Raw genomic sequence first — 21,792 nt, 5'->3', positions numbered from 1 at the left:
CTATTTTATTAAATAAAGCTATTTTTAAAGGTATCGCCGTGATTCACCATATTCCAAATGTACTTAATAAAGACCAAGTCCAGTTTTTCCGTCAAGAAATGGACAAAGCAGAATGGGTTAATGGAAAAGTCACTGCTGGTACACTTTCAGCTACAGTAAAACATAATCAGCAATTGCCTGAAGAAGATCCTCTAACTCATCAACTGAGCAATATCATTCTTGATGCTTTAGGAAAACATCCATTATTTCTATCTGCCGCAATTCCCCTAGATATAATCCCACCATTATTTAATCGCTATGAAAATCATGAGTCTTTTGGTTTTCATGTAGATAATTCAATACGGCTCATACGTGGTAGTAATCAGCGTTTAAGAACAGATTTATCGTGTACGGTTTTTTTAAGTGAACCAGAAGAGTATGAAGGTGGGGAACTCATAATTGAAGATACGTATGGATATCATGAGATTAAATTACCTGCTGGTGATATGATTTTGTATCCATCTACCAGTCTACACGAAGTCACCGCTATTACTTCAGGCTGTCGTATAGCGTCTTTTTTCTGGGTTCAGAGCATGATTCGTGATGATGCAGAGCGGCATATGTTATTTAATCTAGACCAAACTATTCAAAATTTACGTATGCAACTAGGTGATGATCATAAAGAAGTTTTGAACTTAACCAATACTTATCACAACTTAATTCGTAAGTGGGCTGAGGTTTAAAAAAACAAGGCGAGTAATTAAGTAGCGTAGATTATTTATAGGTTACTTATAAATATTTACTTCAATATTTAACGCTTTTTCATCAATTTTTTTCAACAAGCATTCTAGTAGTTCTTCTACTTTTTCATCATATTCAAAAGGATGAGATTTTCCAGTTTTGGTATTAATAAGATTTAAACTAATTTTATTAGAGGCTGGTCTATAAATCCCTCTATTACTTTTACCCAAAACAACTCTTTTAATTAATTTTCTATGTTCGAGTTCCGCTAAAGTACGATATGTCGTGGCTAGACTAATTTTTAAATTTTTCTTTTGAGATAGTAGGTATATTTCTTCTGCAGTTATTCCCTTATCGTTCTCATGTAAAAAACGAAAAATAGCAACTCGCGAAGGTGTAGCTGATAAACCCGTTTCCATTAACGCTTGATGATAATCCATTTAGTTCCTCTGCTAATGGCTTCTTTACATTTAAATTGATTACTAAGGCTTTTTTAGTAGCAGGTAAAAAAATCTATTTGAAAACCAATGATATTAGTCTTAATTGTAAACCATTCGGTATAAAAAGTATTATGATAAAAAGTAAAAATACTAATAGAAATAACAAAAGCTAGCAGTCGATTCTTTTTTAGAAGCTCATATTTACCATACCATTAAATTTTTAGACTCTCATGACTGAGTTCTATTTTGCTCAATGATCTCTGTTAGCTTTTCACATGATTGATTTACTTTTGCTATAGGTGAGGCTGCAATGCCTATGAATTGAGAGCTGTAAAGATGAAGGAAGTGGCATTCCTAAAAGTAACATTTAAAAAGCCCTCCGAAGAGGGCTTCAAATTTATTTAAAGTTAGGTTGATTTAAGATTTTGTAGACCTTTTCTTTATATACATCATTAGAAATAACACCTTTATCTCGCTGTTGTTTTAGCGATTTAAACTGTTGGCCACGAATTTCTCTTTGAATACCCACATTATCATGATGTCTAATGTAATAAAGACTACGCTCATGATTGCTCATATTCACTGTTTCATCAGTAAACGAAGAAGGCTTTGCTTCATTTTCTTGATATTGTTTTGCAATTTCAAAAAAATCTACGTTTTGGGAATGAGGAGAGTCAAATGAATTTTGTTGTTCAGTCAGCTGATAGTTCTGAGTGTTAGAATTTACTTCAAGCATACTTTTATGCTGATTAAATCTAGGGCGGTTATATTCTTGTTTGGTTTGAAATGTGTTTGTTTCAGCAAAAGTGGAAGAAGAAAAAAGCCCAATATTTAAAGATAAAAAAGTTAATAAAAATCTATTCATTTCTTTGGGAGTCCAATTGAAATTGAGTAAATCACTGTATTCTAACATTAAAATTTGATTTTTGAAGGTTTGACTTCAAGTATGCTTGATCAACTGGTAAATAATAAGATCTGTAGCGGAGCGTAAAAGCCAATTTAAAAAGGCTCTTTACACTCATTTTTTTAAGATCGTTTTGAATATTCTTCTTTCAATTTATCCAGAAAAATAAAGAGGTTTTGATTCATTTTTTGATAGTCATGCTTCCATAATTCTTCACGAGTATTCACAAATTTATAATTATGAGCATCATTTAACTCGATTTCTGAATGTTGAATCAGCAATTCAACTACTTCTGAAGTTAATTCCATATGACATTGTAGGCCATAAACTAATTTGGAATATTCAATAATCTGTCTTGGGCACCCTGCGCTAAAAGCAATAATTTTTGCGTTGGGAGTTAAGCCTGGCATGTCGTTATGCCAATGGCCAACTTCGGTCATTTTTCCTAAGTGAGAAAACTTAGAATGCGTTATTCCATAATCTGTAAGCATAATTGGAAACTTACCAATTTCTCGCTCAGGGCTGTGTTCAAACTTGGCACCTAAAGCTTCACCGATCAATTGAGATCCTAGGCATACCCCAATAACCACTTTATTTGCTTCAATCGCTTTTTTAATGATTGCTTGTTCTGCTAATGAATTAAAGTGAGGGCACATATCTAATGTAGTATCGGGACTTTGTGGGCCACCCATTACAATAAGAAAGTCAATATCTTCAACAGAAGTTGGCAAAACTTCATTTAAATACACTCTTGAATAGGTAATTTTGAAGTTATTCATTTTGCCCCAAATTTCATATGCGTCAGGCGCTTCAAAATCTTCATGAACAATAAAATGTAACCGCATAACAATCCTTAAAATCTAAACATTAATAGGTAGATCATTGGTTAAAAATCAAGGAAATATTAAAATTAGAATAGGGCCTTTAATACATCCAGTTTTGAAAACTTATATGGGCCAGCTTTATTTGTTTTTATCGAAGTTGAAATTATTTGTTTTTAAAATATATGCGATATATTTATTGTTAAGTTAAACTAAATTATTCTGGTGTGACAATAGCAGTTCAATTTGTTAAATTGTGTAGCTTTTATCAAAGTGGACAAAATTTATGAAGACATTTTTAGTTATATCTTTATTGGGTTTTGGGCTGATTGGTTGTGCTTCATCTCCATATAATTCTCAAGAAAATTATTTAAATAAACCTCCAATAGTTCCAGAGAATAAAGCTTTTAATAGTTTTAAAACACCTGAACACGGGATTTTTACTGATCGAGATGTCTATAATATAAATATATCAGAAAATTCAAATCTAAATTTTCGTTATGAAGTTCCTTTTTAATGAAAATAAAATATTAAATAAAAAAGGGAAGAGCAAAGGTGGCTTCACACCTTTGTTAACTCATAATAATTAATGATTAATACAACCTTTTGGGTGGTTTTTTAAACTCTAAACTGTTAAATTTTAATTATTGAAAATAAGGTATTTTAAATGAAAAACTTCACTATTGTTGCTTCTTTATTTTTGTTAGTTGGGTGTGCCACAGGTCACAAACAAGTCACTCCTGCGCCAGTGGTTGATAATAAAATTATTTCAGAGGCTGAAAAATATAAAAAACAATATCAAAAGAAAATTTATAAAACATGGGATATTCCCAAGTCTTCTACAGGTATGAGCGCAAGTGTTAAGGTCTTTTTAACGGATACTGGAGAAATCGAGCAAATTATCTTTTTAGATAAAGAAGAGCAAAAATTTAAAACAAGTATTGAAAAAGCTATCTGGCGTTCAAGTCCATTTGTTTTACCATCTAATCCGGAAGTAAGAAAACAAGCAAGAAAATTCAATATTAAATTTCAGGTAAAATAAAAGAAGATCTTACTAAACATAAGGAGCGGATTTAAAGGATTTTCGTTTATTTATATTAAATTCGCCCCTTTGTTATAAATATCTTTAATACTATTTACTTTAAAATTTTGAGGTTACAGAAATATTAAATATACTAATTAATATTTTTTGATAAACAAAATATAAAAATTAATAACATTTTTATCAAAAAGTTAAAGAAATAAAACTTTAAGTACATAGCGAATTAATATAAAAGAATATGTAAATCTAGAAGTTTATTAAGAAAAATTATGAGTGAAGTGAAGAAATCACTTAAAGAAAGTAAGACAACATCAGTTGTAGCATGGGTTGTGATTTTGTTTGGAATTGTCTTAGGCTTGGCTTTTATTTTGTCATATGGGCAAGTTGAAACTCGAAATGATAATTTAGATATTATTCAAGTGTGGTCTAAAGAAATGGTGACTGTTGGTCTTTTTATTATATTTAATGGACTACTTTTCGGTTACTTGTTTTTAAAAATTAGTAGTATTTTGAATCACCTTGAAAACAATAAAAATTAAAAAATATCTTAGTAAATTAATATCTTATATAAGCATATTTCATATTAAATGGATGGTAAGTTAGTATTGGAAGCATTGCTCATCTATAAAAATAAATTGAAAGAAAATTTTTCAAAATCTTCTTTTATTTTGGTGTTTTATGTTAAAAGTTTCACATTTTTAAATGTTTTTGATAAATGCCTTACTATTAGCTTTCAAAAACCTTGTATTTCTTACATTTAGTTGATGAGTTTTACCCTATCTTACATAAAAAAATAATAGTTTAAAGAAGTATATAAATATACGCATAAGAAGATAGGAGGTTAAGATGCCAAAATATCTAGCAATAGCAGATAAAGTTTATAAAAAAATTAAAAATGACAACTTGTTTTCTGATGATGTAATAGAAAATTTAAATTGTTTGGTTGGGCTTATTCGTAATGCGATAAAAGGTACTGAATTCAAATTAAAGTATAATTTTATTAATTTTGAAGACTGCTTAACCAAGCCCATCGAGCAATGCTCGGTAAAAATTGATTTTAGTCTTATGCCTAAGTTTGATAATGAAGGTGAGTTTATTTTATGGCTTGCAGGATTTATTGAAAGAATCACTGAGGGAGGGAAAGCCAAATTTCCTCCTATTTCTCAATTGGTCCCTCAAGGCTTTAGTATGGGAAATGAAAATATTCCAGTAACTACTTTACCTGTAAAAGAAGAAAATGCAGAAATGATTGTTAATTATTTTAAATCAGATGATTATATTAAAAATAATAAACTACCTTCTTAAAATATATAACAGTTATAAGCCAATTATCTCTAACAATTTAGAGTTTAGTAACCGCCTTCGAGGGCGGTTTTCTTTGTTATATGTATCTTAAAGTGTCTGTTACATAAATGATGATTGTTTCATGTTGAATGTATCTGTTAATTATTTGAGCATAGTATGAGACAAGTGAAGTAAAGGATAAATCTCATGATAGATGAAGAAAAACCCTTAAATTTTGATGATGATGAAGAGCCTCTTGATTTTGCAGATGAAGAATTTATTGATGATAAAAAAGAGGATGAGTTGTATAACAGCATTACCAAAGATGGCTCTAGTGTCGATCCGGCAGATGATGGTGAGCGACATATTCGACCTGAAGATGGCGATCCCATAGAAGTCGAAGAATAATCTATAGCCCAATTTTATATTGGGCATTTTAATTTTTAGCTTATTTGGTTGAACAAAAACAAACCCTAGATGTTATTCAAAAATTATCATTAATGACTTAAAAAACATGAAAGTTAAGCAATGAGTCTAGAGATATGAGGCTATATATTTATTAAATTCTTATTCTCAGCCAGAAGTAAAACTATGAGTAATTATATTTATAAATTTGCCAACCAAATCAAACATAACGCTGTACCACCAATTAATGACGTTTTGCTCGCTTTTAGAACATTGAAAGCAATACCAGGTGGATTAACGTTGTTGTCAAAAGTTGTTAGCCGTGTTGCTCCATATTTTCAAACAGTAAATCCAATTATTCAAAAACTAGATGCTGACGTGTGTGAAGCTTTCATCAAAAAGAATAAATCAGTCGAAAATCACATAGGAACAGTTCACGTTATTGCCATATGTAATGGATTAGAATTTGTTATGGGTGTACTAACCGAAGCATCTATTCCTCAACATTTAAGATGGCTACCTAAAGGCATGAACGTAAATTATGTCGCCAAAGCCGATTCTGATATTAAAGTCGTCGCAACAATTGATGAAGAATGGAAAGTTGGCGATATGCAAATAAAAGTAAATGCCTATAGAGCAGATGGACAGTCTGTAGTTCAAGGGTATATTACACTTTGGGTTACAGAGAAAAAGTAAGATGACAGAGGATTAGATGCAAAAAATATTGGATTATCTTTGCAAGCTTTTTACTACCAAGTCTCGGTCACGTGCCGCTACAAATAGTCCGATTGCTACCGCAACAGACAATGGCGATCAGGAAATTGGTTTTGCGGTAGATGAGATGTCTCTGAGTCAGGAAGGGGTAAATCATATTTGTAATTTTGAAGGATTAAGACTCAGTGCTTATGATGATGGCGTAGGTGTCTGGAGCATTGGTTATGGCACAACCAGATACCCAAACGGTTTGAGCGTTCAAAAAGGTGACACATGTACTCTTGAGCAGGCCAAAGCATATATGCAGCATGATTTGAAAATATTTGAGCGTGCAGTCAATGGCACTGTAAAAGTTCCTTTAAAGCAAAATCAATTCGACGCATTAGTCTCACTAAGTTATAACATCGGGGCAGGAGCCTTTAAAAAATCGACCTTATTAAAAAAATTAAATTCAGGTGATTACAAAGGGGCCGCAAACCAATTTGATATATGGGTAAACGCAGGCGGTAAGCGTTTGGCTGGATTGGTTAGACGCCGCGCTATTGAAAAGAAATTGTTTTTAGGATCGTAGAGTCTTTTTAATTTTTATAGGCTTTTATCAGAAAAGCCGTTCCGATCTTTAATAAAATCTAGGCATAAAAAAAGCCTGATGCTACGAATCAGGCTTCAGTATTCATCGACAATAGGAGTTGATGAACAAGACCAATCTAACAGACCTGTTCAGTAAAGGCAAACCGAGGCTTGAATTGCTGAGTCAGATAAAAGTAGTTTTTCCAAATTACACGCATTAAAAAAGCCCTTGCTCGAAAGCAAAGGGCTTAGTCATTCATTGATCTACCAATGAACTATATAAGGCTCATCTCATACTAAGGTCAGTATATCTGAAATTGGAGCAACTGAGAAGAAAACCTTATAAATACCTTTTTCATTCTATTTAAACTTAATTTATTTGAGCGTATAGCAAGTTACATCATTGGTAAATCAATACACAAAACTTGCACTTTGCATTTTTAAGGGTGTGGTATTTGTGTAGGCTCTGATTGGCTTAGGAAATAAAACAATAGCTATCTTTTAACGGTTCAATATAAAGTTTGAACATGTTGAAGACATCAGGAGCTAGATATAAGCAAGGAAGTAAATATGAACTTAATTAGATTAGAAGAACTTTCATTGATGAGTAATGCGGTTTTAACACCTCAATTAAACAATTGGCCATGTATACAATCATCAAATACGGGTACTACATATGCTAATAAGAATACAGACAGTTTTTCTGAACAATCTGATAAAAAATTTCATAAAGAATGGCGAAAACAACAAAAGAAAATACTTAAAAATATTCCGAGTAATGCTGTTTTACTCAGTATTAAAGAGATGGTGTAGTTAGACACGAGACAAGTTTATAAAGATATAAATTACAAGGATAAGCTATTAGCTAAATAACTTTACGTAGGTACACTTGTTAGTCATAACTTATTCTAGGGATATTAATAATAAGCAAATTACATAAGGTAAGACAGAAAATAGAAAATAACAAAAAAGGGCAATTCTGTAGAGGTAATTTTTATGGTTAATCTTCATCAGAAATCACTTTTTGATGTTCTGACTCAACATCAAGCTTATCTATATCGAGCATCTTCAAGATCGGTTAATGAACTTCTTAATTTATTTAATTCCGAAACAGTTAATATGCTTACCAAACTAAGTAACTTGTTAGATGAGCTAAATGAAAAGGAAAAAACCGCATTGGCGGGGGGGGTTTACTCAACAGCCCCATTAAAAGAGATACGTGCACTGATTTCTCAGTGGTTTAATACCACTAACGATGTGCTCATTGAAACTTTTACCATCTCTGCTGTGGCATTGGCTGTCTATGAAGCCAAATATATGTCAAAAGTTTTTAGTGGCAAACATAAAGAATTAAAAGGTGAACAGCTCTATAAAGCTGCTAAACGTGTTCCTTTAGCAGGTGGAGCATTGGTGGATGAGTTATTTTCTACAATTGCCGAGGTAGCCCGTCAAAGAGTTGAGTATGCGATTCGGGATGGCCTCAATACTGGATCGACGAATCAACAAATTATTCAAAGGATTCTAGGAACTAAACGCCTTAAATATGAAGATGGACTACTAAATAGCTCTAAGATTGATATTGAACGAACTGTGCGTACGATTCGAAGTCATATATCCAATCAGGCCTATTTAAACAGCTATAAACAGTTAAAGTTTGAATATGTCAGATTTGTAAGTGTTCTTGATGGCAGAACCTCCAAAATATGTGCAGCCCTTGATAGTAGTGTGTGGAATATCAATGATCCTACAAAAAAAGTTCCGCCTTTACATCCTCATTGCCGTAGTATTCTAGTTCCAACTCATGAGGACGGTCAGCTAGTCGGCAGCCGAGCCTTCATTATGGATGAGAGAAAATTTAAGGATATTCCTAAAAATGAACGTGAACAGTTAATTGGCCAATTAGATGCAAATATGTCATTTAAAGAGTTTTTTAAACTAACAGATGATTTCTTTCAAAAAGAGTGGTTAGGGCCTAAAAGATATCAACTATATAAAGAAGGACAATTCGACTTTGATAAGTTTTTTGATCCAGAAGGACGATTGTATACACTTGAGGAGCTTAAAGAACTTGATGAGCGAGCTTTTAAAGTATTGGGATTGTGAGATAGAGTAGAAATATTAGAGATAATATTTTTAGTTTTAACTAAATACACACACTTAAACAATTAGTTGAAAAAAGTTTCAATAATCTAGCCAGATAGCATGTTAAGTTTTTCTCAATCATAAAAATTTAGAAAGGATCAAAACATGAAATTTTCCTACCAAGATCTTGCTGGAAATAATATTGAAGTGGAATGTGAAAGTTATATCCATATTCCATCAGGTGCAGCTGTAAAATCTACAGAAGCCGGCAATTATCATATTACTGAAAATTTCAGCTTCTATAAAAAAACTCAAGCTGATTCTGTGCCCATCTATCGATTTGCTATTGATCGTAATTCTAATGTTTTTAATAGCGATGAACTGCCAGCATTAGCTCAAATTGGTAAAGATTGGAAAAACTTAGACTAGTCTTTAACTCAGCATAAAGCCCTCAGTCGAGGGTTTTATGATGTACTTTAAATGAGTTATTTCTTTTTAAATACAAGTGTTAAGCCTATTAAAATCGCAATCATTCCTATTAAGCCTGCAAGCGGCAACTTATTTTTTAAAATTAAAAAATCTAAAAGTGCAGTAACAACAGGGACTAAATAGAATAGGCTTGTCACATTTACAAGATTGCCCCGATTTAGAAGTCGATAAAGTAAAAGTTGAGCAACTACAGAAATTAAAATTCCAAGGAATAAAACCGAAATAATGAGTTGTGAATTCCACGTTATTTCAAAATGTTCAAATGGAACTATAAATAAACAAACTAGAAGGCTAACTATATATTGGAGCGGTAAGACATCTGTTGGGGCTTGTTGAATGTTTTTTTGCATGATGGCACCAAAAGTTATACAGATCAGTGCTGCTAAGGCAAAGAATATTCCGATTGGAGCGATAAAAGACATAGTTAAGCTTTTCCACACTAAAAGTATGAGTCCGGCTAAAGCAATCAATAGACCTAATAATCTCTCTTTTTGTAAATTCTTTTCTAAAAGACAAAGCGTCAAGATTGGCTGTATTCCCATGATTGTGGCCATTAAACCAGGGGTGACTCCGTGAGCCATGGCTTTAAAATAACAAATTGAATAACCTGCAATAATAAGGAGTCCAGTTAATAAAACTTGCTTTCGAGTTCCATGCTTAGGTAAAAGTCTTTTTCTAAAAATAGCAATTAACAATAGAACAAACAAAGCTGTGGCAAAACGCAGAATTAATAATGCTATAGGTGAGGCACTGTCGAGTCCCCATCGAGTAAAAATCGCAGCACTTCCCCAAAGTAAAACGAAAGTGGATGTCGCACTTTGTGATGCAAGCATCTGTTTATTTAGGCGCATAAAACCTCCTCCTAGTGCGTAATACCTAAGAAATACGAAGTGATAAAATTGTTAGTAAGGACAGTGATTAACGAGTTATTCAGTTGTTAATCAATTTACTGTTAGTGACGTTAAAAAATGAATTGTTTTAACTTCTTATAAGTTCAGTATGAGAGAGGCAATAAATAAAGAAAAGCGCATAATTCTTTTATATACTATTTGAAAATCGAATAGATAAATTCTAATGACTTTAAAAAATTTACAGATTGATTGGCTAAAGTGTTTTGTCACCGTAGTAGATACAGGCTCTTTATCAAATGCAGCACCTGAGTTATATCGATCACAGTCAGCGGTTAGCATGCAATTAAAAAAACTTGAAGAAGCTCTACATTGCCAACTTTTAATACGAACGCACCGACAAATTGAATTAACGTCTCAAGGACAGCTACTTTTAGGTTATGCGCGCCGTATTCTTGACTTACATGCAGAAGCCCAAATGGCATTTCATGGAGATGAGCTGAAGGGGCGTATACGCCTTGGGGTGCCCGATGATTATGCTGCAAAATATTTAACGCCTGTACTTAAGCGTTTTGCTCCACGTTATGGAGGTGTTGAAATTGAATTAATTTGTGAGCAGTCTACTTCGTTAATACCACGGGTAGAAACTGGGGATATAGATTTAGCATTAATTTCGAGAGATAACGCTCGTCAAGGAACACTTTTATTTCATGAACCAATGGTGTGGGTAGGCTCTCCACAGTTTGAACTCTGGCGAGAAGATCCACTCCCAATTGCAGTTTATGAAAGTACTAGTCAAGCCAAAAAGAGTGCTATTAATTCTTTGGCTTTACAGGGACGCCGTTATCGGGTGGTATACAACAGTTCAAGTTTAGCTGGTCAAATTGCAGCAGTGGAAAGTGGTCTAGCAATTGCAGTGTTTACACAGTGTAGTGCACCTGAGCATTTAACTATTTTAAGTGCTGATCATGGCTTAGGACCTTTAGAACCTATGGAGGTCGCTGTGTACCGAAGCCGGGCATCTTTGGAGTCTAAAGCTGTAGATCACTTATATGACTTACTCCTCAAAACGCTCAGGCATTCAGTTAATATTTAATTTAAGTTTATTTTAGGTACTGGGCTCTGAACGTGGTGAGTTAAATTTAAAATGGGCACTTAAAGTTAAAACTAAATAGCTTTACATTTTTGCGCTAAATCTACAAAAAAGCCTAGAAACCTATGCTGATCGTAAAACTAATAAAAAGTATTTATTAACTCATCAATCTAAACAATTCATGAGGTGAAACATGACAAAAATTATAGCGACCTTGGGTTTAGCCGCCTTTATTTCTTTGAGTGTGAGTGCTTGCCAAGGTGAAAACGACACAAAACAGCAAGATAAAACCACAACTCCTCATTCGATGGATAAAGATTCATAATCTAGTTGAATGCCCAAAGCCCATCGTAAGATGGGTTTTTTATATCTTTTTATTTTTGTCTTAAAGTGTGATTTGTAACTCAAAAGATTTATTTTTAATGGCACTGTTCAAAATATGTTGACTAATACACTCGGTTTTAAATATATTTAAATTCGACACTAATTATTTTAAATAGAACTCTATATTTAAAGTAAATTGGTTCAAATATCGTCAGATCAGAAATTTAACCTTTAAATTTGATTATAAAAATATTAACTAATCAAGGAGGTAGGTATGGACGCTAAATTTCATTCTGAAAATGAATATGGTTTTATTTTAAATATATTGAACAACTATGTTGTTATAAAGAAGACATTAAAAGATGATCATTATCCTTATGATTCATTTGGTTATCTTCTTGCTCTTTATCAACCACTAAAAGTTTATATTCCTCAGCTTCCACATCCAAAAATTTATATTGAGGTTGGTGGAATTTCTTATGACAGAATGATTGTTATGCAAACTGAGGACGAGACAGAAGCCATAAATATTTTATTGAATTTAGGACAACTTGTTGCTTAACAATGAAATGATATTTAAATGCTGAGTTTAATTTACTTAAGAAAAAGCTTTCTTAAGTAAATTCACGAAAAAATAAAGACCATAAAATAGTTGTTGGAAAAGAGAACTTAAAGAAATTTTTTAATATTACTATTTATTCTCATTAACAAAGATCCTAATAAGATACAAAAAGCCACAAAAGCTAAATCTATAACTTTAAAAGAATTTGTTTATATAACTAAGAATATTAAAAAGTAGGTAATCGTCATGAAAAAAATACTTTTAACAGCGTTGGCTGGATTTGCTTTATTAGGAAGTAGTGCTGTGATAGCTAAACCAGATGCTGCTTTATTAAACGAAGCAACAAAAAATGTAGTCACAGTGTCCAAAGTAAAAACTTTGGCTGATGAATCTGGAGTAACTTTAACTGGTACGATCGTAAAGCATATTGCTGGGGATCATTTTGAGTTAAAAGACGCTACGGGTTCAATCATAATTGATATCGATGATGACTTATGGAAACCTCTTGAACTAAAAGCAGGGGATAAAGTACGTGTCGTTGGTGAGGTAGATAAGCATAGAGTTAAGCCTACCGATATTGAAGTTTTCCAAATTGAGCGTGTTAAATAAAAGCTAATATTTTAAGTAAATATTGTTCAAAACCAATGAAAAAGAAAACTCCTATTTTTAGGAGTTTTCTTTTGAAGATAGTAAGTTTTTATTATTGTGTTGCATTAAAAGCCTCATGGTATTTGACATTAGCTTTTGGAATATTGCCCGAGAAAGTTAGAGCCTGAAAATATTCACTTGGTACATCAGGCAAAATTAGCTCAGGATAATTTTTAAAACCAAATCGGCTGTAATAATTTGGATCACCTAATAAAACACATCCTTGAGCGCCAAGTTGTTTTAATTTTTCTAGTGATTTATTGATGAGAAGAGAGCCAACACCGCATCCTTGTTTATTTGGATGAACTGAGATAGGACCTAAACCATACCAACCTATTTCGCCTGAGCTAATCTCAACCGGAGAAATAGCAATATGTCCAATAATAGACTCATCTTCAATTGCAACGAGAGAAATAGTAAGTTGTCCGTGAGCTCTTAGACTATTAACAATAAAATGCTCGGTATGACTTGTGTGCTCAGCATTTTGAAAAGCTGCTTTTGTCAATTTTTCAATGGCTTCAATATCTTCGGCTTGCTCATCACGAATAATAATATTCATTAAAAATTCTTCCAGACTTATAGATTATCTATATACTTTAACTTTTAAATAATTATTGAAAAGAAAGATAATTAAGACTTCTAAGATACTTTATTTGTTACTGGTTATAAAAAGCAACTACTACTCATCAAACTCATACATAAAGTAAAATTTTATAAAAATCATTTTTAATATAATCACTTTAAAATAATTTTGAGGGTCAATAAGTTGAGAAAAATCATTAAAACATTATTACTATCTACGCTTATTTCAGCTACTTCATTTACTATCTATGCCAAAAATGCTGAGCAAAAAGTTAATTTTTTACAAAGTTCACCACATACCACTTTAACTGGAAAATTTCAGGGCTACGATGATATAAGGTATAGAGTTTATGCGAAAAAAGGCCAAATATTAAAATTTGATATCAATAGTCTGGGGAATTTAGCCTACATTAATATTTTTGCACCTGGTAAGAAGCCAGGTAAAGATAACGCATTATTGATTGGCTCAACTATAGGTTTTAAAGGAGAGTTTACTTTACCAGTTGACGGTGATTATATTATTCAAGTTTATCAAATGCGTAATAGTGCTCGTAAAAATAAAACTGTCAAATATACTTTAGACCTCGAGTTATTAAACAAAGTGAAAAAATAATAACTGATGAAATTTACTAGCTCTCAAATGAGAACTAGTAAATTTGAAAATTGGTATATTACTAACGATTATATTAAAGAAAATGACTCATGAATGCCCGAGCTTTCAACAAACAGTTGATCGTGTGAAACGAGCAATACCGCACCTTCATAACTCTGAATAGCATTAGCAAGTAGCTCTCTAGATTCAATATCCAAATGATTTTCTGGTTCATCTAATAACAGAAGTTCAGGTGCAGGGTTTAACTGGCTAAGAGCCAATAAAGCTACTTTTAATTTTTCACCACCACTTAACTGAGACAATAGTTGGGTACCTTTATCCCCACGAATTCGAAGTTGACCTAGCAAATTTCTCCATTCGAGTTCTGAAAGTTCATTATTCATGTGAGATAAATTTTCAATAACAGTCATTTCATCACACAAAAAGCTAAAGTTCTGGTCGAGATAGAAACACTCTACAGATAAGTGAATGCTGTCACAGGGTTGATTGCTTTGTGCATGAATTGCCTTAAGTAAAGTTGATTTTCCAATACCATTTTGTCCTGTTATGTGAATTTTTTGAGCTGCTTGTACAGCTAGATCAATGGGTTTTTGAGTACCATGTTTCAGTTTCAATTTTTTAATCCGCAGAATTTCACCAGATTTCTTATGAAAAGACGGGAAGACAAACTGTTGAGATTTAACGGTTTCGAGAAGCAATTTCTTATGTTTTAAATCATTTTGACTGTTCGAAATCTGACGTTGGTGTTGAGACTGTATAGCAGCAATGCTTTGGCCTGCTTGTTCCTTTTTAAAGTCGAGCAAAATCTTGGCTTGAGAATTTGATTCTCTTAATTTATTTCCAGCACGCTCACGTTTTTGAGCTTTCATTAATACATCATGTTGCTTTTGCTTCATGTGTTTAACTTCACGTTGGTTCTGTTGAATAGATTGCTCTAGAGCTGCAATATTGGTTTGATACTGCCCATAAAATTTTTCATAGTTTCCGGTGGTGTGATGTAGACCATGTTCATTTAAATGATAAATATGGTCGACTTCATTTAATAAAGTCCGATCATGGCTAATGATAAGACTACCTGCTGGGTGTTTTGTTAAATGATCGATTAACCATTGTCTAGATTCCTGATCTAGATGATTACTAGGCTCATCAAGTAATAGATAGTGATCTGATTTTAAAAATAAACAGCTTAGAGCCAATTTGGTTTTTTGACCTTCACTTAAATTTTTAACTGGGAAATCTAAATCTGTTGGTAGACCAGCAGATTCTAAGAGGTTGTTCCATAAAGTAGGCAGGTCCCATTTACCTTCCAATAAATCATAATCATCGAAGTCGGCATTACCTTGTTCAACACTTTTAAAAGCGTCGTAAATATCTAAGATATCTAAGGCTTCAGCAATCGTCAGTGCCGTCAAACGATGCAATTGTGGTAAATACGCATGTTTTACATGCCAGGATATTTGCCCTGATGTAACAACTGAATCTAATGCAAATGTCTCATTTAATATTTGCATAAGCAAAGATTTGCCTTGGCCATTACGACCAATTAGGGCAGAGACCTGATTCGATTCAAGACTAAAATTTAGATGCTTAAACATTACCTTTGAAGGGAACTCTAAGGTAAGTTGCGATATTACACATGCCTGCTGAGTCATAAAAAACCTCATAAATACAGGATGTACAAAATAGGAGAATGATAATTTTTAATAGAGACGGTAAATCACAAAAATAGTCTATTTTGCACATCAAAAAAAGAAAAAATTGATGAGAAAAAAGACTTACTTCATTGGCGTGACTCACGAAATTGATGGAATAGTGAACTATTCTATAGGGTTTTTTAGTGGGTGTAAAATTTCTATAAGTTATTTTATTAAAAAACCCAATCATAGGATTGGGTTTTTATCTTTCAAGAATTTTACTCTTTTACGACTAAAACTTGAATCTTGGTGCTATTTAAAACATCTTGAGCAAAGCTACCCAAAATTAGTTTTTGGAAACCTTTACGACCATGCGAACCAATCACAATCAAATCAGAACCTAAGTCTTCTACGGCTTTCAAAATACCATCTGAAGAAATTTCACCTTGGATGATTTGAGTCTCTGCATCAATGCCTTCTTCAGCACATAAAGCTTTAACTTTTGCGAGAGTTTTTTCCGCATTAGCACGTGCTTCAACAAAATAATCTTTTACAACAGGTGAGATGTAATAAAAATCTACGCCACTAAAAGGATCTACCGCAACCAAACTAATGGCGGTCAATTTACTACCAAATGCTTTTGCAATGTGAGCTGCTTGTCGAGCTGCTGCTAAAGAAATCTCAGAACCATCTACTGGTACAATAATATGTTGGTAATTCATGATGTTACTCCTCTTATTTACAGTTGTTATATGTATGAAGCTTTTATTAATTAAAGATTAACATATTTCATTCTATGGAGACATCTATTCAATTAAAAGTAATTGAAATTAAATAAATTATATATAAATCAAACAATTGAATTGATTGCTTTGCTGATTTTGAACTGATAAGTAAGCTGTAGACCAATAATTGTTAATATTTACATGAAAATTACAAAAAATTACGGTTCATATTTCTGTCATAAAGAAGCCGTATAACAAAATAGTAAATTAAAGGGGGGCTAAGAAAGATGGCAGATTTAACAGCAAAGAAAGTCAATAAACTCATTGAAGAGTTTAGTCAAACAGGTAAAGAACCTCAAAAGTTAATCATTGGCTACAAAACTTATGCAAGACTGATGACTGAAGATAAATTTGCGGAAAAAGTTGTTCCTTCACTAGAAGACTCAAAAGAACGCTTATATAAAAACTTAAAAATTAAACTTGTGACTGAAAAACATTATTTTGAAATTAAATAAAACTTATGTGAATTTCCTCACTCTCTATTAAACTAAATTAACATTAAATAAGTTTAATAACATTATTAATGTATGATGATACAAATTAATAGTGTAATCAACATTTGAAAACAGCAATCGTTTATAAACTCGATAGAATAAATTGCTTTTATTTTAAGTAGTGGAATAAATTGAAATGCCAACAATCAGTGTAATTATTTTTTATATTTTAGCTATATTAGGCGGTATAACAATTGTTTATGGATTAATCAGTTTAAGTGTTTTTTTAATTACAATTGGATTGGCTCTATTATTTGCAGCACTTTTATTAAAAAAAGAATTTAAAATAGATATTTTATTTTGGCAATAAATATAATATTTATTTGTAATTTAATTTATTTATAAACGTATTTCGATATAACTGACATAAAAAAATGTCAGTTTTTAAAAGATTAAATTAAGTTTTTCTAGAGATATGTGGTTAATGATGTTTTTTGATCAAAATAATTACAATAAAATATAAAAGTAAGAAATTTAAAATTTATTTAAGTATTTAAAAATAAAAAAGTTTCAATTAGGATAAAAGTAAAGTAGTAAGACCATTTTAGCTATTAAACAATAACAAAGTGAGGTAGGCATGACTTATAAGTATGAGTATGCAGGGTTCTGGTTAAGATTTGGCGCAATGATTATTGATAGTCTTATTCTTTGTTTAGCAATTATTCCAGCCGCATGGATTTTTTATCGGGGAGATTACGACTTAGTATTTGCTACAGGCTTAAGTAGTCAGCCACAAAATTATTGGTTCGACTTAATTGTGAACTACGCATTTCCTTTTTTATATTCAGTTTTATGTTGGTTGTATTTTGCAGGTACACCTGGCAAACGGTTGATGCGATTAAAAGTTTTAGATGAAAAAACAGGTAATAAGCTCACAGTTATGCAGAGCATTATTCGATATATTGGCTATATTCCATCAATTTTAGTATTTGGTATTGGTCTTTTTTGGGTGGCATTTGACGCTAAAAAACAAGGCTGGCACGACAAAATGGCAAAAACAGTCGTAGTAAGAGAGTTATAAGAAATTATACTAAAAAGCGTTCATAGCATTGAAAATAGGGAGCTATGAACGCTTTTTTTATTAGCTTTTTTTGGCTTTAAATTTGAGCACAACAAATACAATAATTCCGACAACCAATCCCCAAAATGCTGAGCCGATCCCGAAGAATTGAATACCTGAAGCACTACATAAAAAGGTAAATAATGCAGCTTCACGTTCTTCAATTTGAGTAAAAGCAATCGCAATGTTGTGGCTGATCGTACCAAGTAATGCAATACCAGCCAAAGCTACAATAAAAATATGGGGGAAAGACATCAATAAACTTGTGAGTGTTGCAGCAAACACACCCATTAAAATGTAGAAAAAACCGCAGCTTATACCTGCAATATAGCGTTTGCTTGGGTCAGGATGAACTTGGTCGTCTAAGCTTACAGCGGCACTAATCGCAGCAATATTGACGCTATAACAGCCAAACGGTGCAAGCACAACTTGGGTTAAACCTGTCCAGCCAATGAGTTGATTCACGTGTGGTTTGTAGCCATAACTTTTGATCATGGCAATGCCCGGTAAATATTGAGAAGCCATACTAATCACAAACAGTGGCAGTGCTAAGCCCAAAAGTGCTGACCAGCTAAAGTCAGGACTAATCCAAACAGGTTTTGCTAAAGACCACTGAATTGTAGGCATATGAAATTCTAAAAAGACAGGGCACAGGGCTATACCTGCAATTACGGTAAATACAATGCTATAACGCGGCCATAATCTTTTTGTAATGACATAAATGCTAAGTAAGGATAAAACAAATGCCCAATCATTTTGTAAACTTGCGAAAAGTGAAATACCAAATTTGAGTAGGACGCCTGCAAGCATGGCACTTGTTAAACTTTGAGGGATGTATGACAGCGCTTTTTGAAAAATACCTGAAAAGCCTAAAATAGCTGTTAATAAACCACCAACTAAGAAAGCACCAATCGCTTCATTTAAACTATATCCACTACCTGTTGCCATAATTAAAGCAAGACCAGCGGTTGACCACGCCGTCGCTACAGGATATTTAAATTTCCAAGAAAGAATGAGTCCTGATAAGCCAATACCCAAACCCAAAGCCCAAAACCATGAAGTGATTTGTTCAGGTGAAGCACCTAAAGCTTGAGCCGCCTGAATCACTAAAACGGCCGAAACACTAATACCAATGAGAAAGGTAATAAAACCAGCAAATACTGCTGGAATTGAAAAATCTTGAAGAATTTTTTGCATGATACGTGTTCTAAATCCAAGAAAAATTAATAGGCTTCTGCCATTGCTTCCAGTTGGGGTGAATTTAACAATTTTTTTTAAGAAGGTGCTTTCTATTTTTAGGTTAAAAAATAAATAATCTTTTTAAATTATTAAATAATGCTATTATTTATTTCATAAATAACAAGGGATCAAGAATATTATTTTATGGATGATAAGGCTGAAAATTTGACCCCATTAGAACTGAAAATTATGCGTGCCTTACAGGAAAATGGGCGTTTAAGTAATGCTGAATTGGCAAAACTAGTAGGTATTAGTACATCATCTTGTTGGAATCATACTCAGCGTCTTTTTAAGATTGGAGCAATCTTGGATGTCCGTGCTCGGATCAATCCCAATATGGTTCAACGTGGTACAGTGGTGTTAGTTGGTGTGGTTTTGGACCGTTCAACTCCTGACAGCTTTCAAGCATTTGAACAAGCGTCGGGTGATTTGGAAAATGTTTTAGAGTGTTATCTGGTGGCGGGAGAAGTCGATTATTTTCTAAAAATTCGTGTTAAGGATTTGGCTGCGTTTAACCGATTTCATAGTGAAAAGATTATTGCTTTACCCGGGGTAAGACAAGTCAGAACTTTTTTTGTACTTAATGAAGTTAAAACAGATGGCATGCTGGACTTTTAGCAGTTCATGATGTTTGAACTTTCTAATGCAAAAGCTTATTAGAGTAAAAATAATTAAATCGTAGAGGTTGCTAGTTTTAAACCAAATCCGAAAAATAGAATTCCTACTAAAAAGATTCCGCTTGCTGCAATTTTATGGTTCTCTTTAAAAAATACCGAGAGTTTAATTCCAGAGAAGATTAATGCAGTTAAATAACTAAAGCTAATGATTTGTAAAATAATCGCTAAAATTAAAAAGCTCAGAGCAGGATAAGCATAATTTGGCTCAACAAATTGAACAAAGAAAGAGAGGAAAAATAAAATCGCTTTAGGATTGAGTAAACTGATACTAAGTGCTGTTTTATAAGGATGAATTTTATCTAAAGCGGGTAAATCGGCCATTTCTGGTTGAGTTTGATTACGTTGTTTCCAGCGTTGAATACTGCCTTGTAACAGTTTAAAGCCTAAGTAAGAAAGATAAAGTGCACCTGTTAATTTAAGAATGACAAATACCCATGGAAATGCCTTGAGTAGAGAAGCAGCTCCGAGTACTGTACATAGCATTAAAATAAGGTCACCGGTGAAAATACCGAATGCACCCATATATCCGGTTTTAATGCCGTAACGTGAAGCAATTGACATCACATAAAGAGAATTGGGTCCGGGCAATAACACAATTAGGAATGTACCAATAATATATGTTGTTAAATCTGTTATGCCGAACACGAGAAACCCAATAAAAAACCGATTTTTGTCATGATAACAAAAATCGGTGATTTTGTATGAAAAGTGCAGTTTTTTAGGATTTTATTTCCGCATCAATTCCAAAAGACTGACGTAACAAAAGGCTTAATTGGTCACGTGCTTTAATAAAGCCATCAACACCACCTTGTAAAAGCTGGAATGCCATTAAGTCATGGTTAAGTTCATCTTTAAAACTTTGCTCATCTTGAGCTGGTCTAACAATCGCTTCTGCTTGTTTTGCTTGAGTTGCATCAAGTGCTGCATCAACTGTACGGTTATCTTGCTCAAGCTGGGTAAGTAAGCTTGGCGAGATGGTTAGCAAATCACATCCAGCTAGACCAAGCACTTGATCAATACTACGGAAGCTCGCACCCATCACTTGAGTTGGAATATTTTGCTGCTTGTAGTAAGTGTAGATTTTCTTAACTGAAACTACGCCTGGATCTTTTTCGATTGGGTAAGCGTCTACACCTTCAGCTTTTTTGTACCAATCTAAGATACGACCTACAAATGGTGAGATTAAAGTCACTTTTGCATCTGCACACGCTTGGGCTTGATGTAAACCGAAAAGGAGAGTGAGGTTACAAGCAATTCCTTCAGCTTCGAGCACTTTGGCAGCTTGAATACCTTCCCAAGTCGATGCAATTTTAATAAGAATACGTGACTGATCAATACCGTAACCTTTGTAAAGTTCACATAATTCATGCGCTTTTTTAATGGTTGCTTCAGTGTCGTATGAAAGTGCAGCATCGACTTCTGTAGAAACACGGCCTTCAATCAGTTTTAAAATTTCTACACCAAATTTTACGGTTAAAATATCAATGGTTCTTTCGATTAACTCATCGTTGCTATAGCCTTCTTCTTTGGCTTGATAATAAGCATCTTCAATCAGCTCTTTGCTTTCTGGTTGTTCTGCTGCTGCCGTAATCAATGAAGGGTTAGTCGTTGCGTCTAATGGACGGAATTTACGAATTGCATCAAGGTCACTACTGTCGGCAACAACGGTCGTTAATATTTTTAATTGGTCAAGTGCTGTATGAGTCATTGATATTCAACATCTTCAGTAATAAATCTTATGTTTTCTTTATAGCACAAAGTC

General features: G+C 33.0%; 30 protein-coding genes and 1 pseudogene. 21 read left to right on the top strand and 10 right to left on the bottom strand.

The window, feature by feature from the left end:
* Window positions 1-38: 38 nt before the first annotated feature.
* Complete coding sequence (locus J690_RS21210; protein ID WP_032038201.1) at window positions 39-722, top strand: Fe2+-dependent dioxygenase; 684 nt, start codon at window positions 39-41, stop codon at window positions 720-722.
* Window positions 723-764: 42 nt separating this feature from the next.
* On the opposite strand, the gene J690_RS21205 is transcribed toward J690_RS21210, so the two are convergent.
* The 3 genes from J690_RS21205 to J690_RS21195 all read right to left on the bottom strand — a co-directional run bounded on the left by J690_RS21205 (window position 765) and on the right by J690_RS21195 (window position 2,909).
* A complete protein-coding gene (locus tag J690_RS21205; protein ID WP_005073733.1) occupies window positions 765-1,160 on the bottom strand; it encodes a Fur family transcriptional regulator in 396 nt (131 codons plus the stop codon).
* A 397-nt stretch (window positions 1,161-1,557) separates the two neighbouring features.
* Entirely contained in the window at window positions 1,558-2,073 is a 516-nt protein-coding gene (locus J690_RS21200) for a hypothetical protein (RefSeq protein WP_032038200.1), read from the bottom strand.
* Window positions 2,074-2,186: 113 nt separating this feature from the next.
* The gene (locus J690_RS21195; protein ID WP_032038199.1) at window positions 2,187-2,909 is read right to left on the bottom strand and encodes a type 1 glutamine amidotransferase; all 723 of its coding nucleotides are present in this window, start codon (window positions 2,907-2,909) and stop codon (window positions 2,187-2,189) included.
* Window positions 2,910-3,171: 262 nt separating this feature from the next.
* On the opposite strand from J690_RS21195, the gene J690_RS21190 reads away from it, so the two are divergent.
* The 10 genes from J690_RS21190 (at window position 3,172) to J690_RS21150 (ending at window position 9,411) form a co-directional block, all read left to right on the top strand.
* Entirely contained in the window at window positions 3,172-3,402 is a 231-nt protein-coding gene (locus J690_RS21190; protein ID WP_005068685.1) for a hypothetical protein, read from the top strand.
* A gap of 150 nt (window positions 3,403-3,552) precedes the next feature.
* The gene (locus J690_RS21185; protein WP_032038198.1) at window positions 3,553-3,927 is read left to right on the top strand and encodes a TonB C-terminal domain-containing protein; all 375 of its coding nucleotides are present in this window, start codon (window positions 3,553-3,555) and stop codon (window positions 3,925-3,927) included.
* A gap of 269 nt (window positions 3,928-4,196) precedes the next feature.
* The gene (locus J690_RS21180; protein ID WP_005803531.1) at window positions 4,197-4,466 is read left to right on the top strand and encodes a hypothetical protein; all 270 of its coding nucleotides are present in this window, start codon (window positions 4,197-4,199) and stop codon (window positions 4,464-4,466) included.
* A 307-nt stretch (window positions 4,467-4,773) separates the two neighbouring features.
* Entirely contained in the window at window positions 4,774-5,232 is a 459-nt protein-coding gene (locus J690_RS21175) for a hypothetical protein (protein WP_005803530.1), read from the top strand.
* Between the two features lie 186 nt (window positions 5,233-5,418).
* Window positions 5,419-5,619 carry a hypothetical protein gene (locus tag J690_RS21170; RefSeq protein WP_002114613.1) on the top strand — a complete coding sequence of 67 codons (201 nt, stop codon included), beginning with the start codon at window positions 5,419-5,421 and terminating at the stop codon, window positions 5,617-5,619.
* Between the two features lie 183 nt (window positions 5,620-5,802).
* Window positions 5,803-6,312, top strand: coding sequence for a hotdog fold domain-containing protein (locus J690_RS21165; RefSeq protein ID WP_032038196.1), 510 nt, complete (start codon window positions 5,803-5,805; stop codon window positions 6,310-6,312).
* Between the two features lie 16 nt (window positions 6,313-6,328).
* Window positions 6,329-6,901, top strand: coding sequence for a lysozyme (locus tag J690_RS0104740; RefSeq protein ID WP_032038194.1), 573 nt, complete (start codon window positions 6,329-6,331; stop codon window positions 6,899-6,901).
* A 569-nt stretch (window positions 6,902-7,470) separates the two neighbouring features.
* Window positions 7,471-7,713, top strand: a complete 243-nt coding sequence (locus J690_RS21160) for a hypothetical protein (RefSeq protein ID WP_032038193.1) — start codon at window positions 7,471-7,473, stop codon at window positions 7,711-7,713.
* A 183-nt stretch (window positions 7,714-7,896) separates the two neighbouring features.
* Window positions 7,897-9,003 (top strand): minor capsid protein, encoded by a 1,107-nt coding sequence (locus J690_RS21155; protein WP_032038190.1) that lies wholly within the window; start codon window positions 7,897-7,899, stop codon window positions 9,001-9,003.
* Between the two features lie 144 nt (window positions 9,004-9,147).
* Window positions 9,148-9,411 carry a hypothetical protein gene (locus J690_RS21150; RefSeq protein ID WP_032013260.1) on the top strand — a complete coding sequence of 88 codons (264 nt, stop codon included), beginning with the start codon at window positions 9,148-9,150 and terminating at the stop codon, window positions 9,409-9,411.
* Between the two features lie 56 nt (window positions 9,412-9,467).
* Here J690_RS21150 and J690_RS21145 read toward each other — a convergent pair whose 3' ends face one another.
* Window positions 9,468-10,322: a DMT family transporter gene (locus J690_RS21145; protein WP_032038188.1), complete on the bottom strand. Its 855-nt coding sequence runs from the start codon at window positions 10,320-10,322 to the stop codon at window positions 9,468-9,470.
* A gap of 223 nt (window positions 10,323-10,545) precedes the next feature.
* On the opposite strand from J690_RS21145, the gene J690_RS21140 reads away from it, so the two are divergent.
* The 4 genes from J690_RS21140 to J690_RS21125 all read left to right on the top strand — a co-directional run bounded on the left by J690_RS21140 (window position 10,546) and on the right by J690_RS21125 (window position 12,907).
* A complete protein-coding gene (locus J690_RS21140) occupies window positions 10,546-11,415 on the top strand; it encodes a LysR family transcriptional regulator (protein ID WP_005073761.1) in 870 nt (289 codons plus the stop codon).
* A 190-nt stretch (window positions 11,416-11,605) separates the two neighbouring features.
* On the top strand, window positions 11,606-11,737 hold the full coding sequence (locus tag J690_RS24130) for a hypothetical protein (RefSeq protein WP_002114618.1): 132 nt from the start codon (window positions 11,606-11,608) through the stop codon (window positions 11,735-11,737).
* A gap of 273 nt (window positions 11,738-12,010) precedes the next feature.
* Complete coding sequence (locus J690_RS21130; RefSeq protein WP_017398397.1) at window positions 12,011-12,298, top strand: hypothetical protein; 288 nt, start codon at window positions 12,011-12,013, stop codon at window positions 12,296-12,298.
* A gap of 246 nt (window positions 12,299-12,544) precedes the next feature.
* On the top strand, window positions 12,545-12,907 hold the full coding sequence (locus J690_RS21125) for a NirD/YgiW/YdeI family stress tolerance protein (RefSeq protein ID WP_005073765.1): 363 nt from the start codon (window positions 12,545-12,547) through the stop codon (window positions 12,905-12,907).
* A gap of 91 nt (window positions 12,908-12,998) precedes the next feature.
* Here the strand turns inward: J690_RS21125 and J690_RS21120 are convergent, their stop codons facing one another.
* Window positions 12,999-13,505 (bottom strand): GNAT family N-acetyltransferase, encoded by a 507-nt coding sequence (locus J690_RS21120; RefSeq protein ID WP_017386740.1) that lies wholly within the window; start codon window positions 13,503-13,505, stop codon window positions 12,999-13,001.
* An 84-nt stretch (window positions 13,506-13,589) separates the two neighbouring features.
* Between J690_RS21120 and J690_RS24330 the strand changes: the two are divergent.
* Window positions 13,590-13,676, top strand: a pseudogene (locus tag J690_RS24330) (hypothetical protein); the annotation flags it as partial.
* Window positions 13,677-13,712: 36 nt separating this feature from the next.
* Window positions 13,713-14,141, top strand: a complete 429-nt coding sequence (locus J690_RS21115) for a PPC domain-containing protein (protein ID WP_032038185.1) — start codon at window positions 13,713-13,715, stop codon at window positions 14,139-14,141.
* A gap of 68 nt (window positions 14,142-14,209) precedes the next feature.
* Here J690_RS21115 and J690_RS21110 read toward each other — a convergent pair whose 3' ends face one another.
* Both J690_RS21110 and J690_RS21105 read right to left on the bottom strand, forming a co-directional pair.
* Entirely contained in the window at window positions 14,210-15,793 is a 1,584-nt protein-coding gene (locus tag J690_RS21110) for an ATP-binding cassette domain-containing protein (RefSeq protein ID WP_032038182.1), read from the bottom strand.
* A gap of 260 nt (window positions 15,794-16,053) precedes the next feature.
* Entirely contained in the window at window positions 16,054-16,497 is a 444-nt protein-coding gene (locus J690_RS21105) for a universal stress protein (RefSeq protein WP_002115225.1), read from the bottom strand.
* A 290-nt stretch (window positions 16,498-16,787) separates the two neighbouring features.
* On the opposite strand from J690_RS21105, the gene J690_RS21100 reads away from it, so the two are divergent.
* The 3 genes from J690_RS21100 (at window position 16,788) to J690_RS21090 (ending at window position 18,075) form a co-directional block, all read left to right on the top strand.
* Complete coding sequence (locus J690_RS21100; protein ID WP_002115208.1) at window positions 16,788-17,015, top strand: hypothetical protein; 228 nt, start codon at window positions 16,788-16,790, stop codon at window positions 17,013-17,015.
* A 175-nt stretch (window positions 17,016-17,190) separates the two neighbouring features.
* Window positions 17,191-17,364, top strand: coding sequence for a hypothetical protein (locus tag J690_RS24125; RefSeq protein ID WP_005068723.1), 174 nt, complete (start codon window positions 17,191-17,193; stop codon window positions 17,362-17,364).
* Window positions 17,365-17,631: 267 nt separating this feature from the next.
* Window positions 17,632-18,075 carry an RDD family protein gene (locus tag J690_RS21090; RefSeq protein ID WP_005073782.1) on the top strand — a complete coding sequence of 148 codons (444 nt, stop codon included), beginning with the start codon at window positions 17,632-17,634 and terminating at the stop codon, window positions 18,073-18,075.
* Between the two features lie 60 nt (window positions 18,076-18,135).
* Here J690_RS21090 and J690_RS21085 read toward each other — a convergent pair whose 3' ends face one another.
* Complete coding sequence (locus tag J690_RS21085) at window positions 18,136-19,311, bottom strand: benzoate/H(+) symporter BenE family transporter (RefSeq protein ID WP_032038179.1); 1,176 nt, start codon at window positions 19,309-19,311, stop codon at window positions 18,136-18,138.
* 186 nt (window positions 19,312-19,497) lie between these two features.
* Between J690_RS21085 and J690_RS21080 the strand changes: the two genes are divergently transcribed.
* Window positions 19,498-19,971: an Lrp/AsnC family transcriptional regulator gene (locus J690_RS21080; protein ID WP_032038177.1), complete on the top strand. Its 474-nt coding sequence runs from the start codon at window positions 19,498-19,500 to the stop codon at window positions 19,969-19,971.
* A gap of 53 nt (window positions 19,972-20,024) precedes the next feature.
* Here J690_RS21080 and leuE read toward each other — a convergent pair whose 3' ends face one another.
* Window positions 20,025-20,675, bottom strand: coding sequence for a leucine efflux protein LeuE (gene leuE / locus J690_RS21075; RefSeq protein ID WP_032038175.1), 651 nt, complete (start codon window positions 20,673-20,675; stop codon window positions 20,025-20,027).
* A gap of 73 nt (window positions 20,676-20,748) precedes the next feature.
* On the bottom strand, window positions 20,749-21,738 hold the full coding sequence (gene tal / locus J690_RS21070; protein ID WP_032038172.1) for a transaldolase: 990 nt from the start codon (window positions 21,736-21,738) through the stop codon (window positions 20,749-20,751).
* Window positions 21,739-21,792: the final 54 nt, after the last annotated feature.

The organism is Acinetobacter sp. 742879 (genome assembly GCF_000588535.1).
Lineage (GTDB): Bacteria > Pseudomonadota > Gammaproteobacteria > Pseudomonadales > Moraxellaceae > Acinetobacter > Acinetobacter pittii.
The sequence above is the reverse complement of the archived record's forward strand: the minus strand, read 5'-3'. Positions and strand labels throughout refer to the sequence as shown.

Excerpts from the sequence above, each read along its gene's own strand:
- J690_RS21205 (WP_005073733.1), bottom strand. The coding sequence starts at position 1,160 with ATGGATTATCATCAAGCGTTAATGGAAACGGGTTTATCAGCTACACCT.
- J690_RS21200 (WP_032038200.1), bottom strand. The coding sequence starts at position 2,073 with ATGTTAGAATACAGTGATTTACTCAATTTCAATTGGACTCCCAAAGAA.
- J690_RS21195 (WP_032038199.1), bottom strand. The coding sequence starts at position 2,909 with ATGCGGTTACATTTTATTGTTCATGAAGATTTTGAAGCGCCTGACGCA.
- J690_RS21190 (WP_005068685.1), top strand. The coding sequence starts at position 3,172 with ATGAAGACATTTTTAGTTATATCTTTATTGGGTTTTGGGCTGATTGGT.
- J690_RS21185 (WP_032038198.1), top strand. The coding sequence starts at position 3,553 with ATGAAAAACTTCACTATTGTTGCTTCTTTATTTTTGTTAGTTGGGTGT.
- J690_RS21180 (WP_005803531.1), top strand. The coding sequence starts at position 4,197 with ATGAGTGAAGTGAAGAAATCACTTAAAGAAAGTAAGACAACATCAGTT.
- J690_RS21175 (WP_005803530.1), top strand. The coding sequence starts at position 4,774 with ATGCCAAAATATCTAGCAATAGCAGATAAAGTTTATAAAAAAATTAAA.
- J690_RS21170 (WP_002114613.1), top strand. The coding sequence starts at position 5,419 with ATGATAGATGAAGAAAAACCCTTAAATTTTGATGATGATGAAGAGCCT.
- J690_RS21165 (WP_032038196.1), top strand. The coding sequence starts at position 5,803 with ATGAGTAATTATATTTATAAATTTGCCAACCAAATCAAACATAACGCT.
- J690_RS0104740 (WP_032038194.1), top strand. The coding sequence starts at position 6,329 with ATGCAAAAAATATTGGATTATCTTTGCAAGCTTTTTACTACCAAGTCT.
- J690_RS21160 (WP_032038193.1), top strand. The coding sequence starts at position 7,471 with ATGAACTTAATTAGATTAGAAGAACTTTCATTGATGAGTAATGCGGTT.
- J690_RS21155 (WP_032038190.1), top strand. The coding sequence starts at position 7,897 with ATGGTTAATCTTCATCAGAAATCACTTTTTGATGTTCTGACTCAACAT.
- J690_RS21150 (WP_032013260.1), top strand. The coding sequence starts at position 9,148 with ATGAAATTTTCCTACCAAGATCTTGCTGGAAATAATATTGAAGTGGAA.
- J690_RS21145 (WP_032038188.1), bottom strand. The coding sequence starts at position 10,322 with ATGCGCCTAAATAAACAGATGCTTGCATCACAAAGTGCGACATCCACT.
- J690_RS21140 (WP_005073761.1), top strand. The coding sequence starts at position 10,546 with ATGACTTTAAAAAATTTACAGATTGATTGGCTAAAGTGTTTTGTCACC.
- J690_RS24130 (WP_002114618.1), top strand. The coding sequence starts at position 11,606 with ATGACAAAAATTATAGCGACCTTGGGTTTAGCCGCCTTTATTTCTTTG.
- J690_RS21130 (WP_017398397.1), top strand. The coding sequence starts at position 12,011 with ATGGACGCTAAATTTCATTCTGAAAATGAATATGGTTTTATTTTAAAT.
- J690_RS21125 (WP_005073765.1), top strand. The coding sequence starts at position 12,545 with ATGAAAAAAATACTTTTAACAGCGTTGGCTGGATTTGCTTTATTAGGA.
- J690_RS21120 (WP_017386740.1), bottom strand. The coding sequence starts at position 13,505 with ATGAATATTATTATTCGTGATGAGCAAGCCGAAGATATTGAAGCCATT.
- J690_RS21110 (WP_032038182.1), bottom strand. The coding sequence starts at position 15,793 with ATGACTCAGCAGGCATGTGTAATATCGCAACTTACCTTAGAGTTCCCT.
- J690_RS21105 (WP_002115225.1), bottom strand. The coding sequence starts at position 16,497 with ATGAATTACCAACATATTATTGTACCAGTAGATGGTTCTGAGATTTCT.
- J690_RS21100 (WP_002115208.1), top strand. The coding sequence starts at position 16,788 with ATGGCAGATTTAACAGCAAAGAAAGTCAATAAACTCATTGAAGAGTTT.
- J690_RS24125 (WP_005068723.1), top strand. The coding sequence starts at position 17,191 with ATGCCAACAATCAGTGTAATTATTTTTTATATTTTAGCTATATTAGGC.
- J690_RS21090 (WP_005073782.1), top strand. The coding sequence starts at position 17,632 with ATGACTTATAAGTATGAGTATGCAGGGTTCTGGTTAAGATTTGGCGCA.
- J690_RS21085 (WP_032038179.1), bottom strand. The coding sequence starts at position 19,311 with ATGCAAAAAATTCTTCAAGATTTTTCAATTCCAGCAGTATTTGCTGGT.
- J690_RS21080 (WP_032038177.1), top strand. The coding sequence starts at position 19,498 with ATGGATGATAAGGCTGAAAATTTGACCCCATTAGAACTGAAAATTATG.
- tal (WP_032038172.1), bottom strand. The coding sequence starts at position 21,738 with ATGACTCATACAGCACTTGACCAATTAAAAATATTAACGACCGTTGTT.